General features: G+C 70.2%; 12 protein-coding genes. 10 read left to right on the top strand and 2 right to left on the bottom strand.

Annotated elements, in window-relative coordinates; all coding sequences use genetic code 11:
* The first annotated feature begins 99 nt into the window (after window positions 1-99).
* The 8 genes from ruvC (at window position 100) to ACFXDJ_RS16660 (ending at window position 9,443) form a co-directional block, all read left to right on the top strand.
* Window positions 100-636 carry a crossover junction endodeoxyribonuclease RuvC gene (ruvC, locus tag ACFXDJ_RS16695; RefSeq protein WP_384663635.1) on the top strand — a complete coding sequence of 179 codons (537 nt, stop codon included), beginning with the start codon at window positions 100-102 and terminating at the stop codon, window positions 634-636.
* Window positions 633-1,265 carry a Holliday junction branch migration protein RuvA gene (ruvA, locus tag ACFXDJ_RS16690; RefSeq protein WP_384663637.1) on the top strand — a complete coding sequence of 211 codons (633 nt, stop codon included), beginning with the start codon at window positions 633-635 and terminating at the stop codon, window positions 1,263-1,265. Before ruvC ends, ruvA begins: the two co-directional genes overlap by 4 nt.
* A 294-nt stretch (window positions 1,266-1,559) precedes the next feature.
* A complete protein-coding gene (gene ruvB, locus ACFXDJ_RS16685; protein WP_384662386.1) occupies window positions 1,560-2,621 on the top strand; it encodes a Holliday junction branch migration DNA helicase RuvB in 1,062 nt (353 codons plus the stop codon).
* A gap of 166 nt (window positions 2,622-2,787) precedes the next feature.
* The gene (gene yajC / locus ACFXDJ_RS16680) at window positions 2,788-3,255 is read left to right on the top strand and encodes a preprotein translocase subunit YajC (RefSeq protein ID WP_384662383.1); all 468 of its coding nucleotides are present in this window, start codon (window positions 2,788-2,790) and stop codon (window positions 3,253-3,255) included.
* 152 nt (window positions 3,256-3,407) lie between these two features.
* Entirely contained in the window at window positions 3,408-5,216 is a 1,809-nt protein-coding gene (secD, locus tag ACFXDJ_RS16675) for a protein translocase subunit SecD (RefSeq protein ID WP_384662381.1), read from the top strand.
* A gap of 3 nt (window positions 5,217-5,219) precedes the next feature.
* Entirely contained in the window at window positions 5,220-6,275 is a 1,056-nt protein-coding gene (secF, locus tag ACFXDJ_RS16670; protein ID WP_384662378.1) for a protein translocase subunit SecF, read from the top strand.
* Window positions 6,272-6,826, top strand: coding sequence for an adenine phosphoribosyltransferase (locus ACFXDJ_RS16665; protein WP_384662375.1), 555 nt, complete (start codon window positions 6,272-6,274; stop codon window positions 6,824-6,826). Before secF ends, ACFXDJ_RS16665 begins: the two co-directional genes overlap by 4 nt.
* 187 nt (window positions 6,827-7,013) lie before the next feature.
* Window positions 7,014-9,443 (top strand): RelA/SpoT family protein, encoded by a 2,430-nt coding sequence (locus ACFXDJ_RS16660; protein WP_384662372.1) that lies wholly within the window; start codon window positions 7,014-7,016, stop codon window positions 9,441-9,443.
* Window positions 9,444-9,512: 69 nt separating this feature from the next.
* Here the strand turns inward: ACFXDJ_RS16660 and ACFXDJ_RS16655 are convergent, their stop codons facing one another.
* Window positions 9,513-10,742: a DUF349 domain-containing protein gene (locus ACFXDJ_RS16655; protein WP_384658814.1), complete on the bottom strand. Its 1,230-nt coding sequence runs from the start codon at window positions 10,740-10,742 to the stop codon at window positions 9,513-9,515.
* 200 nt (window positions 10,743-10,942) lie between these two features.
* Window positions 10,943-11,725 (bottom strand): peptidylprolyl isomerase, encoded by a 783-nt coding sequence (locus ACFXDJ_RS16650; RefSeq protein ID WP_384658817.1) that lies wholly within the window; start codon window positions 11,723-11,725, stop codon window positions 10,943-10,945.
* A 165-nt stretch (window positions 11,726-11,890) separates the two neighbouring features.
* Here ACFXDJ_RS16650 and ACFXDJ_RS16645 point away from each other — a divergent pair, with 165 nt between their 5' ends.
* Window positions 11,891-12,601 (top strand): MBL fold metallo-hydrolase, encoded by a 711-nt coding sequence (locus ACFXDJ_RS16645; RefSeq protein WP_384658819.1) that lies wholly within the window; start codon window positions 11,891-11,893, stop codon window positions 12,599-12,601.
* Between the two features lie 10 nt (window positions 12,602-12,611).
* Window positions 12,612-13,871, top strand: coding sequence for a histidine--tRNA ligase (gene hisS, locus ACFXDJ_RS16640; RefSeq protein WP_384658822.1), 1,260 nt, complete (start codon window positions 12,612-12,614; stop codon window positions 13,869-13,871).
* Window positions 13,872-14,009: the final 138 nt, after the last annotated feature.

Below are 14,009 nucleotides of genomic sequence, written 5' to 3'. Positions count from 1 at the left end.
TGGGGACACACCCCGTCGGCCCGCGGCTTTGTCAGTGGCACCCGATAGCCTGCGTAACCGGCACGTACGTACGTCCGGACGGGCGAAGGAGGGGTGAGGGTGCGGGTACTCGGCGTTGACCCGGGGCTGACGCGTTGCGGTATCGGCGTGGTCGAGGGGGTGGCCGGCCGTCCCCTGACGATGCTGGGGGTGGGGGTCGTACGGACGCCCGCGGATGCGGAGTTGGGCCTGCGGCTCGTCGCCATCGAGCAGGGCGTCGAGGAATGGCTCGATGAGTACCGGCCCGAAGTCCTCGCCGTGGAGCGGGTGTTCAGCCAGCACAACGTCAGCACCGTGATGGGCACCGCCCAGGCCAGTGCCGTCGCGATGCTGTGCGCCGCGCGGCGGGGGATACCGGTCGCCCTGCACACCCCCAGCGAGGTCAAGGCCGCCGTCACCGGCAGCGGCCGCGCCGACAAGGCCCAGGTCGGGGCCATGGTGACCCGGCTGCTGCGGCTGTCCGCCCCGCCCAAGCCCGCCGACGCCGCGGACGCCCTCGCCCTCGCCATCTGCCACATCTGGCGGGCCCCCGCCCAGAACCGACTCCAGCAGGCGGTGGCCCGGCACGCCACCACCCTGAAAGGCCGCACCTCATGATCGCCTTCGTCAGCGGCCCGGTCGCCGCGCTCGCCCCCACCCTGGCCGTCATCGAGGTCGGGGGAGTGGGCATGGCCGTGCACTGCACGCCGAACACCATCGCCGGCCTGCGGACGGGCGAGACGGCCCGGCTGGCCACCTCCCTGGTCGTACGGGAGGACTCGCTGACGCTGTACGGCTTCGCCGACGACGACGAGCGGCAGGTCTTCGAGCTGCTCCAGACCGCGAGCGGGGTCGGGCCGAAGCTCGCCCAGGCGATGCTCGGGGTGCACAGCCCGGACGCGCTGCGGCTCGCCGTGTCGATGGGGGACGAGAAGGCGCTGATGGCCGTCTCCGGCATCGGGAAGAAGGGCGCGCAGAAGCTCCTACTGGACCTCAAGGACAAGCTGGGCGCGCCGCTGGGGTCGAGCGGGCTGGTCGGCGCGCAGCGCGCGGTGGCCTCCGGCCCGGCGCCGTGGTCGGAGCAGCTCTCCGCCGCGCTGATCGGGCTGGGCTACGCCTCCCGCGACGCGGAGGAAGCAGTGTCCGCCGTGACCCCGCAGGCCGAGGCCGCCATTGCCGCTGGCGGTTCCGCCCCGGTTCCGCAGCTCCTGCGCGCGGCTTTGCAGTCCCTGAACCGGGCCCGCTGACACCGGTGCGGCGCCGCTCCCGGGGACCAGCCCCCGGACCCCCGCGCCTCAAGCGCCGGCCGGGCTGGATTTGGCTCGCGTCGGCCTGCGCGTGCGCGCCACACATGCGCGCCGCGCATCATGCGCCCTAGCGGGCTGGATTGCCCGGAGGGCAATTCCAGCCCCGCCGGCGTTTGAGGCGCCGCCGGAGGCAAATACAGCCCCGCCGGCGTTTGAGGCGCGGGGTCTGGGGCGGAGCCCCAGGAGGCGGCCCGCGCGTACACCCCCGCACTACCGAGAAGGCAGACTGACACCGTGAACTGGGATGACGAGAGCGACGACCGGATCGTCGCAGCCGCGGCGGACGGCGAGGACACCGCCGTCGAGGCGGCCCTGCGGCCCAAGGACCTCGGCGAGTTCGTCGGTCAGGAGAAGGTCCGGCAGCAGCTCGACCTCGTCCTGAAGGCGGCCCGCCAGCGCGGCGCCACCGCCGATCACGTGCTGCTGTCGGGCGCCCCGGGGCTGGGGAAGACCACCCTATCCATGATCATCGCCGCCGAGATGGGCGCGCCGATCCGGATCACCTCCGGCCCCGCCATCCAGCACGCCGGCGATCTCGCAGCGATCCTCTCCTCCCTCCAGGAGGGCGAGGTCCTCTTCCTCGACGAGATCCACCGCATGTCCCGGCCCGCCGAGGAGATGCTGTACATGGCCATGGAGGACTTCCGGGTCGACGTGATCGTCGGCAAGGGCCCGGGGGCCACCGCGATCCCGCTGGAGCTGCCCCCGTTCACGCTGGTGGGCGCCACCACCCGGGCCGGGCTGCTGCCCCCGCCGCTGCGCGACCGCTTCGGGTTCACCGGGCACATGGAGTTCTACGCCCCCGAGGAGCTGGAGCGCGTCATCCACCGCTCCGCGCGCCTCCTCGATGTGGAGATCGACACGGCGGGCGCCGCCGAGATCGCCGGACGCTCCCGCGGCACCCCCCGCATCGCCAACCGGCTGCTGCGCCGGGTCCGGGACTACGCCCAGGTCAGGGCCGACGGTGTGATCAACCGGGAGGTCGCCGGTACCGCCCTGAAGGTCTACGAGGTGGACGAGCGCGGGCTCGACCGGCTGGACCGGGCCGTCCTGGAGGCGCTCCTCAAGCTCTTCGGCGGCGGTCCCGTGGGGCTGTCCACGCTCGCGGTCGCCGTCGGCGAGGAGCGGGAGACCGTGGAAGAGGTGGCCGAGCCGTTCCTCGTGCGCGAGGGGCTCTTGGCCCGTACCCCCCGGGGCCGGGTCGCGACCCCGGCCGCATGGGCTCACCTGGGACTTGTTCCGCCGCAGCAGGCCGGTGGCGGATCAAGCGGACAACAGGGGCTCTTCGGGGCCTGACGGCGCGGAGGTTCGCCTCGCCAGGAACTGCGGTGACATGCTGGGCGTTGTTCCATCGGTGCGGACTCGCCTAGACTCCGCCGATGCCGACCCTTACGGTCGGCGTACCCACCCCCCGTAGAAAAGGCCGCGCACTCGTGCGGTCGATGCGAAGGACCTGCGTCCCTTGAATATCATCTCCCTCCTCCCGTTCCTGCTGATCATCGGCGCGATGTTCCTGCTGACCCGCAGCCAGAAGAAGAAGCAGCAGCAGGCCGTGCAGATGCGCGATCAGCTGACGCCCGGCGCCGGTGTCCGCACCATCGGCGGCATGTACGCCACGGTGAAGGAGATCGGTGAGGACACGGTCACCCTCGAGGTGGCTCCCGGCGTCCACGCGATGTACGCGAAGAACGCCATCGGCGCCGTCCTGGAGGACGAGGAGTACAACCGCATCGTCCACGGCGTGACCGATGATCTGACCATCGACGCGCCGGTCGTCCCGGACGACGCGTCCTCCCTGACCGAGGGCGAGGCTCCCAAGCTCGACCTCGGCAAGAAGGACGAGCCCAAGGCCGACGAGCCCAAGGCGCAGGAGTCCAAGGACGACGAGCCCAAGGACGGCAAGTCCGACGGTGAGACCGGCGCGAAGTAGCGCACGGCAGGGGGTCGCGCGGGGAGCCTGACCGGCATCCCGGCGGTCCCCGCCAGTGACCCTTCTGCGGGGGGCAGGGGTCCCCACACACATTTCGTGGCCGCCCACGCGCTGACCCGGCGCGGGACGGTTGGACAGGGAGATACGACAAGGTGGCAGCACCGAAGAAGGGCCGGCGGCCCACGGGGGCTCAGGGGAGGCCGGGGCGTTCCCTGGCCATCATCCTGATCGCGATGGTGGCGCTCACCGCGGGGATGTTCCTCACGAAGCAGACGACGCCGCGACTCGGCATCGACCTCGCCGGCGGTACGAGCATCACGCTCAAGGCCAAGAGCGAGCCCGGCAAGCCGGACGCGATCAACGAGACCAACATGAACACGGCGGTCGGCATCATCGAACGCCGCGTCAACGGTCTCGGCGTGTCTGAAGCCGAGGTCCAGACGCAGGGCAAAGACCACATCATCGTGAACATCCCCAAGGGGACGAACGAGCAGCAGGCGCGCGAGCAGGTCGGTACCACCGCCCAGCTCTACTTCCGCCCTGTTCTGGCGGTGGCGGACGGTGCCCCGATCACCCCCGAGGCCAACGCGAGCGGCTCCCCCAGCCCCTCCGCGAAGCCCTCCGCGAGCGGTTCCGGCTCTCCGTCCGCCGGTGCGCCCACCCCGTCGTCCAGCGCCACTTCCCAGGGCCGTGCGCTCAGTGAGGCCCTCAAGGCCCCGAACGCCCCCTCGCCCTCGCCCTCGGCGAGCGCGTCGAAGAAGGCAGACGACAAGGCCACCCCGCCGGCTTCCCCCTCGGCGAGCACGCCGCCGAGCGCCGACCAGGCCGCCGTCGCCGACCTCCAGGCGAAGTTCGCCGCGCTGGACTGCAGCAACGAGACGCAGCGCGCGGCCGTCAGCAAGAACGTCAAGCCGGAGGACCCGACGCTCGCCTGTGGCAAGCGCGGCAACACCTGGGCGAAGTGGGTGCTCGGCCCGGCCGCGGTCAACGGCCAGGACGTGCAGGACGCCAAGGGCGTCATCGACCCGAAGCGTGGCATGTGGATCGTCACGATGCAGTTCACCGACAAGGGCTCGGACAAGTTCGCCAAGGTCACCGGTGAGCTGGCCGCGAAGCAGAGCCCGCAGAACCAGTTCGCGATCGTCCTCGACGGCGAGGTCGTCTCCGACCCCTCCGTCGGCCAGGCACTGACCGGCGGCAGCGCCGAGATCTCCGGCGGCTTCACCCAGCAGTCCGCGCAGGACCTGGGCAACATGCTCTCGTACGGCGCGCTGCCGCTGTCCTTCCAGGAGGACAGCGTCACCACCGTCACCGCCGCGCTCGGTGGCGAGCAGCTGAAGGCCGGCCTCATCGCCGGTGCCATCGGCCTCGCGCTCGTCGTGATCTACCTGCTGGCGTACTACCGGGGCCTGGCGTTCGTCGCCATCATCAGCCTCATCGTCTCCGGCATCCTGACCTACACGATCATGGCGCTGCTCGGTAAGGGCATCGGCTTCGCGCTGAACCTGCCCGCCGTCTGCGGTGCGATCGTCGCGATCGGCATCACCGCGGACTCGTTCATCGTGTACTTCGAACGCATCCGCGACGAGATCCGCGAGGGCCGCACCCTGCGTCCGGCCGTCGAGCGCGCCTGGCCGCGCGCCCGGCGCACCATCCTGGTCTCCGACTTCGTGTCGTTCCTGGCCGCCGCGGTGCTCTTCATCGTCACCGTCGGCAAGGTGCAGGGCTTCGCCTTCACCCTGGGTCTGACCACCCTGCTCGACGTGGTCGTGGTGTTCCTCTTCACCAAGCCCGTCATGACGCTGCTGGCCCGCACCAACTTCTTCGCCAGCGGTCACCCGTGGTCCGGGCTGGACCCGAAGCGACTGGGCGCGAAGCCGCCGCTGCGACGCTCGCGTCGTACCGGCTCCGGCGCGGCCGCCGCGACCGTCTCTGCCCCCGTCGACGCAAAGGAGGCGTGAGAGATGTCGAAGCTCGGAGATCTCGGCGCCAAGCTGTACCGAGGTGAGGTCGGCTACGACTTCGTCGGCAAGCGCTTCGTCTGGTACGGCGTTTCCATCCTGATCACCATCACGGCGATCGTGGCCCTGGCCGTCTCGGGCCTCAGCATGGGCATCGAGTTCAAGGGTGGTGCCGTCTTCACGACCCCGAAGACGTCCACCTCGGAGACCCAGGCCCGCGAGGACGCGGTCAAGGCCTCCGGTCACGACGCGATCGTCCAGAAGCTCGGCACCGGCGGCCTGCGGATCCAGATCTCGGGCGTGGCGCCCGACAAGGCCAACGAGATCAAGGCCAAGATCGCTCCCGGCCTCAAGGTCGACGCGGCCCAGATCAACGCGGACATGGTCGGCCCCAGCTGGGGCGAGCAGATCGCCAACAAGGCCTGGACCGGCCTCGGCATCTTCATGGTCCTCGTGGTGATCTACCTGGCCATCGCCTTCGAGTGGCGGATGGCGATCGCGGCGCTGGTCGCGCTGATCCACGACCTCACGATCACCGTCGGCGTGTACGCGCTGGTCGGCTTCGAGGTCACCCCGGGTACGGTCATCGGTCTGCTGACCATCCTCGGTTACTCCCTCTACGACACCGTCGTCGTCTTCGACGGTCTCAAGGAGGGGTCGAAGGACATCACCAAGCAGACCCGCTACACCTTCAGCGAGATCGCCAACCGCAGCATCAACGGCACCCTGGTCCGCTCGATCAACACCACCGTCGTGGCGCTGCTCCCGGTCGGGGCGCTGCTCTTCATCGGCGGCGGCTTCCTGGGCGCCGGCATGCTGAACGACATCTCGCTGTCGCTGTTCGTCGGCCTCGCGGCCGGTGCCTACTCGTCGATCTTCATCGCGACCCCGCTGGTCGTGGACCTGAAGGAGCGCGAGCCGGCGATGAAGGCGCTGAAGAAGCGGGTGCTCGCGAAGCGGGCGGCCGCGGCGGCCAAGGGCGAGTCCCCCGAGGACGGCTCCGAGACCGAGGACGCGCCGCAGGTCGTGGCGCAGGGCCGGTCCGGACGGCGCCGGTGACCGCGGAGCTCTCCACCGAGGTACGGGACCTGCTGCTCAGCCGGATCACGGACGTGGCGGACTACCCGAAGCCGGGGGTGATGTTCAAGGACATCACCCCGCTGCTGGCCGACCCGAAGGCGTTCGGCGCCCTGACGGACGCGCTGGTGGAACTGGCCGCGAAGTACGGGGCGACGAAGATCGTCGGACTGGAGGCGCGGGGATTCATCCTGGCGGCTCCGGTGGCCGTGCAGGCGGGCATCGGCTTCGTCCCGGTCCGCAAGGCCGGAAAGCTGCCGGGGGCGACGCTCCTGCAGTCGTACGACCTGGAGTACGGGTCGGCCGAGATCGAGATCCACGCGGAGGCGCTGGACGCCGGTGACCGGGTGATGGTCATCGACGACGTGCTCGCCACCGGTGGTACCGCCGGGGCCTCGCTGGAGCTGATCCGGCGGGCGGGTGCGGAGGTCGCGGGTGTGGCGGTCCTGATGGAACTGTCGTTCCTGCCGGGCCGCGAGCGGCTGGCCGGGCCCCTCGCGGGGGCTCCGCTGGACGCGCTGATCGTCGTCTGACGACTGTCTACGAAGCGGGCGTGCTCGGGGTTCCTCCCGGGCACGCCCGCTTCGGCGTGTGCGGGCCGCTGCGCGGGCTCGGGGGAACGTGGGGGCGGAACCCTCGCTACGATGGGTTATCCGGACCGGACACGGGCACCGGATCCTCCCCCACACTCCGTGCGGGGGGACCCCCTGAGGAGCGCTCTTGCCAGACGAGGTCCAGCCAATCTCCGCCGCGCAGCCCGACCCGTCGGCCGAGCCGGCCGCCGCGGGCCCCGCCACGCCCCCGCCGGCCCCCGCGCCGCCGGTCAAGCCCGCGTCCGCGAAGTCGGCCGGGTCCTCCAACCGGGTACGGGCACGGCTGGCCCGCCTCGGTGTCCAGCGTTCGAACCCGTACAACCCGGTACTGGAACCGCTGCTCCGCATAGTCCGCAGCAACGACCCGAAGATCGAGACGTCGACGCTGCGCCAGATCGAGCAGGCCTACCAGGTCGCCGAGCGCTGGCACCGCGGCCAGAAGCGCAAGAGCGGCGACCCGTACATCACCCACCCGCTCGCGGTGACGACCATCCTCGCCGAGTTGGGCATGGACCCGGCGACGCTGATGGCCGGGCTGCTGCACGACACCGTCGAGGACACCGAGTACGGGCTGGAGGACCTGCGGCGCGAGTTCGGCGACGCGGTGGCCCTGCTCGTCGACGGGGTCACCAAGCTCGACCGGGTCAAGTTCGGCGAGGCGGCCCAGGCCGAGACCGTCCGCAAGATGGTCGTGGCGATGGCCAAGGACCCCCGGGTCCTGGTCATCAAGCTCGCCGACCGCCTGCACAACATGCGCACGATGCGCTACCTCAAGCGGGAGAAGCAGGAGAAGAAGGCCCGCGAGACCCTTGAGATCTACGCCCCGCTGGCGCACCGGCTGGGCATGAACACGATCAAGTGGGAGCTGGAGGACCTCGCCTTCGCGATCCTCTACCCCAAGATGTACGACGAGATCGTGCGGCTGGTGGCCGAAAGGGCACCCAAGCGCGACGAGTACCTCACCGTGGTCACCGACGAGGTGCAGGCCGACCTGCGGGCCGCCCGCATCAAGGCCACCGTCACCGGGCGGCCCAAGCACTACTACAGCGTCTACCAGAAGATGATCGTCCGCGGCCGCGACTTCGCCGAGATCTACGACCTGGTCGGCATCCGGGTGCTGGTGGACACGGTGCGGGACTGCTACGCGGCCCTGGGCACCGTTCACGCGCGATGGAATCCGGTCCCCGGCCGGTTCAAGGACTACATCGCGATGCCCAAGTTCAACATGTACCAGTCGCTCCACACGACGGTCATCGGACCCAGCGGCAAGCCGGTCGAGCTCCAGATCCGCACCTTCGACATGCACCGCCGCGCCGAGTACGGCATCGCCGCGCACTGGAAGTACAAGCAGCAGACCGTCGCCGGTACGTCGAAGGTACGGACCGACGTCCCCCAGGCCGCCAAGGGCAGTGCCGGGCACGACACGGTCAACGACATGGCCTGGCTGCGCCAGCTGCTGGACTGGCAGAAGGAGACCGAGGACCCGAGCGAGTTCCTCGACTCGCTGCGCTTCGACCTCTCGCGCAACGAGGTCTTCGTCTTCACGCCCAAGGGCGACGTCATAGCGCTGCCGGCCGGGGCCACCCCCGTCGACTTCGCGTACGCCGTCCACACCGAGGTCGGCCACCGCACCATAGGAGCACGGGTCAACGGGCGGCTCGTGCCGCTCGAATCGACCCTCGACAACGGCGACCTGGTCGAGGTCTTCACCTCCAAGGCCGAGGGCGCCGGCCCGTCCCGCGACTGGCTGGGCTTCGTCAAGTCACCCAGAGCCCGCAACAAGATCCGCGGCTGGTTCTCCAAGGAGCGGCGCGACGAGGCGATCGAGCACGGCAAGGACGCCATCGCGCGGGCCATGCGCAAGCAGAACCTGCCGATCCAGCGCATCCTGACCGGCGACTCCCTCGTCACCCTCGCGCACGAGATGCGCTACCCCGACATCTCCTCGCTCTACGCGGCGATCGGCGAGGGCCACGTGGCCGCGCAGGGCGTCGTACAGAAGCTGGTGCAGGCCCTCGGCGGCGAGGACGCGGCCAACGAGGACATCGAGGAGAGCATCGCCCCGGTCCGGGGCCGCAGCAAGCGCCGCGGGAACGCCGACCCCGGCGTGGTCGTCAAGGGCGTCGACGACGTGTGGGTCAAGCTGGCCCGCTGCTGCACGCCGGTGCCCGGCGACCCGATCGTCGGGTTCGTCACCCGGGGCAGCGGCGTATCGGTTCACCGCAAGGACTGCGTCAACGTCGAATCGCTGTCCCAGCAGCCCGAGCGGATGCTGGAGGTCGAGTGGGCCCCCACCCAGTCCTCCGTCTTCCTGGTCGCCATCCAGGTCGAGGCGCTCGACCGGTCCCGGCTGCTGTCGGACGTCACCCGGGTCCTCTCGGACCAGCACGTGAACATCCTCTCGGCGGCCGTCCAGACCTCCCGCGACCGGGTGGCCACCTCCCGGTTCACCTTCGAGATGGGCGACCCGAAGCACCTGGGACACGTCCTGAAGGCGGTACGGGGCGTCGAGGGCGTCTACGACGTCTACCGCGTCACCTCGGCCCGGCGTCCGTAACCCGGCAAAGAGAAGGGCCCCGGTGCGGATCTTCCGCACCGGGGCCCTCGTGCTCGGGAGGCCGGGAAATCAGCCGCCGAACTCCTCAAGACCCTTCAGCGCCTGGTCCAGCAGGGCCTGACGGCCCTCCAGCTCCCGGGCCAGCTTGTCGGCCTTGGAGTTGTTGCCCGTCGCGCGCGCCGCGTCGATCTGCCCGCGGAGCTTGTCGACCGCCGCCTGGAGCTGACCCGTCAGACCGGCCGCACGCGCCCGCGCCTCCGGGTTCGTACGGCGCCACTCGCCCTCTTCGGTCTCCTGGATGGCCCGCTCGACGGCGTGCATCCGGCCCTCCACCTTGGGACGCGCGTCCCGCGGTACGTGGCCGATGGCCTCCCAGCGCTCGTTCAGCGAACGGAACGCGGCACGGGCCGCCTTCAGATCGGTGATCGGGACGAGCTTCTCGGCCTCGTCGGCCAGCTCCTCCTTCAGCTTCAGGTTCTCCACCTGCTCGGCGTCGCGTTCCGCGAAGACCTCGCTGCGCGCCGCGAAGAACACGTCCTGGGCGCCGCGGAAACGGTTCCACAGGTCGTCCTCGGACTCGCGCTGAGCGCGCCCCGCGGCCTTCCAGCTCTCCATCAGCTCGCGGTAGCGCGCCGCTGTCGGACCCCAGTCGGCCGACTTCGAGAGCGCCTCGGCCTCCGCGACCAGCTTCTCCTTGACCTTGCGGGCGTCCTCGCGCTGCGCGTCGAGCGAGGCGAAGTGGGCCTTGCGGCGCTTGGAGAAGGCCGAGCGGGCGTGCGAGAAGCGGTGCCACAGCTCGTCGTCCGACTTGCGGTCGAGGCGGGGCAGACCCTTCCAGATGTCCACCAGCGCCCGCAGCCGCTCGCCCGCGCTGCGCCACTGGTCGCTCTGCGCCAGCTCCTCGGCCTCGGCGACCAGCGCGTCCTTGGCCGTACGGGCCTCGTCCGTCTGCTTGGCCTTCTGGATCTTCCGCTCCTCGCGCCGCGAGTCCACGGTCGACACCAGCTTGTCCAGCCGGCCGCGCAGCGCTTCGAGGTCACCCACGGCGTGGTGCTCGTCCACCTGCGTGCGCAGGTGCTCGATGGCCGTCTGGGCGTCCTTGGAGGACAGATCGGTGGTCCGCACCCGTCGTTCGAGGAGGCCGATCTCGACCACCAGGCCCTCGTACTTGCGCTCGAAGTAGGCCAAGGCCTCCTCCGGGGTGCCCGCCTGCCACGATCCGACGACCTTCTCGCCATCGGCAGTACGCACGTACACGGTGCCGGTCTCGTCGACTCGGCCCCACGGGTCGCTGCTCACAGCGCCTCCTCCACCTGATGCCCTGCGAGGGGTTCACCCCTGGGCATCGTCCACAGTTTCCTGGGGCGGGCCGCGCCCGCCCTGCACAACGCCAACATAGGCGACCGCCGGGCCGGCTGTCCGCATCCAGCACGACGGAATATCGCCGTACGGGAGCGGCCGTCACGGATACAGCCCGGCCCCGGTCCGCCTGGTCCTCGTCAGTCCTTGGTGACGGTGCCCTTCTCGATGGTCACCGGGGTCTTCGGCGCGCCGTCCGGGGCGCCGTCGGCCGTACCGGCCTTGGCCACGTCTTCGAGCACCTTCAGACCGGCCGCGTCGATCTTGCCGAAGGGGGTGTACGTGGGGGCCAGCGGGCTGTCCTTGTAGACCAGGAAGAACTGGCTGCCGCCCGAGCCGGGCTGGCCGGTGTTGGCCATCGCCACGGTGCCGGCCGGGTAGATCACCTGGCCCTGCTCGTTCGCCTTGCCCAGCGAGTCGAGGTTCTCGTCCGCGATGGTGTAGCCGGGGCCGCCCCGGCCGGTGCCCTCGGGGTCACCGCACTGGAGGACGAAGATCCCGTTCGTCGTCAGACGGTGGCACTTGGTGTTGTCGAAGAAGTTCTTGTCTGCGAGCGACTTGAACGAGTTGACCGTCTGCGGGGTCTTTGCCGCGTCCATCTCGAACTTGACGTCGCCCGCGCTGGTCTTCAGGTCGAAGGTGTACTTGGCCTTGTCGTCGATCGCCATCGCCGGCGAGGGCGACTGCTTCGGCGTCGGAGAGGCCGACGGGCTCGCGGCCGGATCGGCCGCCTCGTTCTTCTTGTCCTTGTCGAAGACGCCGCCGACCACGAGGCCGACCAGCGCGGCGACGACCACGGCCACCGCCGCGCCGACGATGGCCGCGCGCTTGCGCGCCTTCTGCCGCGCTTCCGCACGCCGCTTCTGCTGGCGTTCGTACTTCTCCCTGGCGAGCTGGCGCCGCCGCTGATCGCTCGTGACCACCGGGTCGTCTCCTTGTGCGTATCTGGTACCACTGTCCGGGCTGGGTTAGGCCGTACCGTATATGGGTTCGCTGTGTAATGAGCGGCGCCGGTAGGCTCTGAGCAGCGGCCTTCCGAACTTCGGCGGCCGCCGAAGCTCCCGCCGGACGAGATGTGAGGGACGAACGTGCTGATTGCCGGGTTCCCCGCCGGGGCCTGGGGGACCAACTGTTACGTGGTCGCCCCCGCCGCCGGTGAGGAGTGCGTCATCATCGACCCTGGCCACCAGGCCACCCGGGGTGTCGAGGAGACGCTGAAGAAGCATCGGCTCAAGCCCGTCGCGGTCGTCCTCACCCATGGCCACATCGATCATGTGGCCTCCGTGGTCCCGGTGTGCGGAGCACACGACGTACCGGCCTGGATCCACCCCGAGGACCGCTTCATGATGAGCGACCCGGAGAAGGCCCTCGGCCGCTCCCTGGGAGCCCAACTCATGGGCGAGCTCACGGTGGGGGAGCCTTCCGACGTCAGGGAGCTCACCGACGGCGCGAAGCTGGCCCTGGCGGGCATGGAGCTCACCGTGTCGCACGCCCCCGGCCATACGCGGGGGTCGGTGACCTTCGGGATGCCCGAGGCCGCGGACATCCCTCCGCTGCTGTTCTCGGGCGACCTGCTCTTCGCCGGCTCCATCGGACGCACCGACTTCCCCGGCGGCAGCCACGCCGACATGCTCGAATCGCTGGCCCGCGTGTGCCTGCCGCTCGACGACTCGACCGTGGTGCTGCCCGGACACAACGAGCACACGACCATTGGCCGTGAGCGCGCCACCAACCCGTACCTGCGGCAGGTGGCCGCCGGCCTGGGAGACGGTTTCACGTCTCCACGACGAGGAATGTGACGAGAGTTTCGTGAGTACTTTTCAGGCCCCCAAGGGCACGTACGACCTGCTGCCGCCCCGCTCGGCCACCTTCCTGGCGGTGCGCGAGGCCATCGCCGCGCCCCTGAAGAACTCCGGCTACGGGTACGTCGAGACCCCCGGCTTCGAGGACGTCAAGCTCTTCTCGCGCGGTGTCGGCGAGTCCACCGACATCGTCAGCAAGGAGATGTACACCCTCACGACCAAGGGCGGCGACGAGCTCGCGCTGCGTCCCGAGGGCACCGCGTCCGTGCTGCGCGCGGCTCTCCAGGGCAACCTGCACAAGCTCGGCGGCCTGCCCGTCAAGCTCTGGTACTCCGGCTCCTACTACCGCTACGAGCGGGCGCAGAAGGGCCGTTACCGCCACTTCTCCCAGGTCGGTGCCGAGGCCATCGGAGCCGAGGACCCGGCGCTGGACGCCGAGATGATCATCCTGGCCGACCAGGCGTACCGCTCGCTGGGCCTGCGCGACTTCCGGATCCTGTTGAACTCCCTGGGCGACAAGGAGTGCCGCCCGGTGTACCGGGAGGCGCTCCAGGCGTTCCTGGGCGGGCTGGACCTGGACGAGGAGACCGTGCGCCGGGCCGAGATCAACCCGCTGCGCGTGCTCGACGACAAGCGCGACGACGTGCAGAAGCAGCTGGTCGGGGCCCCGATGCTGCGGGACTACCTGTGCGACGCGTGCAAGGCGTACCACGAGGAGGTCCGGGCGCTGGTGACGGCGGCCGGGGTCGTCTTCGAGGACGACGAGAAGCTGGTCCGCGGGCTGGACTACTACACGCGCACCACCTTCGAGTTCGTCCACGACGGCCTGGGCTCGCAGTCGGCGGTCGGCGGCGGCGGCCGCTACGACGGTCTCTCCGAGATGATCGGCGGGCCGGCGCTGCCTTCGGTGGGCTGGGCGCTGGGCGTCGACCGTACGGTGCTGGCGCTCGAAGCCGAGGGCATCGAGCTGGACATCCCCGCCGCGACCTCCGTCTTCGCGGTGGCGCTGGGCGGGGCGAAGCCGGCGCTGTTCGGTCTGGTGACCGAGCTGCGGCGCGCCGGTGTCGCGGCGGACATCAGCTACGGGGGCAAGGGCCTCAAGGGTGCGATGAAGGACGCGAACCGCAGCGGGGCGCGGTTCGCGGTGGTCGCGGGTGACCGTGACCTCGAAGAGGGCGTGGTCCAGCTGAAGGACATGGAGTCCGGGGAGCAGGCCCCGGTGGCCCTGGCCGATCTGGTCTCCACGGTCCAGGCCCGGCTGGCCTGACGGTCGCACCGCCGGTGGGGCGGGTGCGGGGGGAGCCGCTGCGCGGAGCTCTCCCCCCCCCCGTAGGGTTATAAAAAAATAAGCTGGCCCCGAAAATATATGGTGTTTTTTCGGGGGGGGGCGGTGTCATAAAAAAAT

The organism is Streptomyces sp. NPDC059443 (genome assembly GCF_042750105.1).
Lineage (GTDB): Bacteria > Actinomycetota > Actinomycetes > Streptomycetales > Streptomycetaceae > Streptomyces.
Note: the sequence above shows the minus strand (reverse complement) of the source record. Positions and strands in the feature narration are given on the sequence as shown.

Excerpts from the sequence above, each read along its gene's own strand:
- ruvA (WP_384663637.1), top strand. The coding sequence starts at position 633 with ATGATCGCCTTCGTCAGCGGCCCGGTCGCCGCGCTCGCCCCCACCCTG.
- secF (WP_384662378.1), top strand. The coding sequence starts at position 5,220 with ATGTCGAAGCTCGGAGATCTCGGCGCCAAGCTGTACCGAGGTGAGGTC.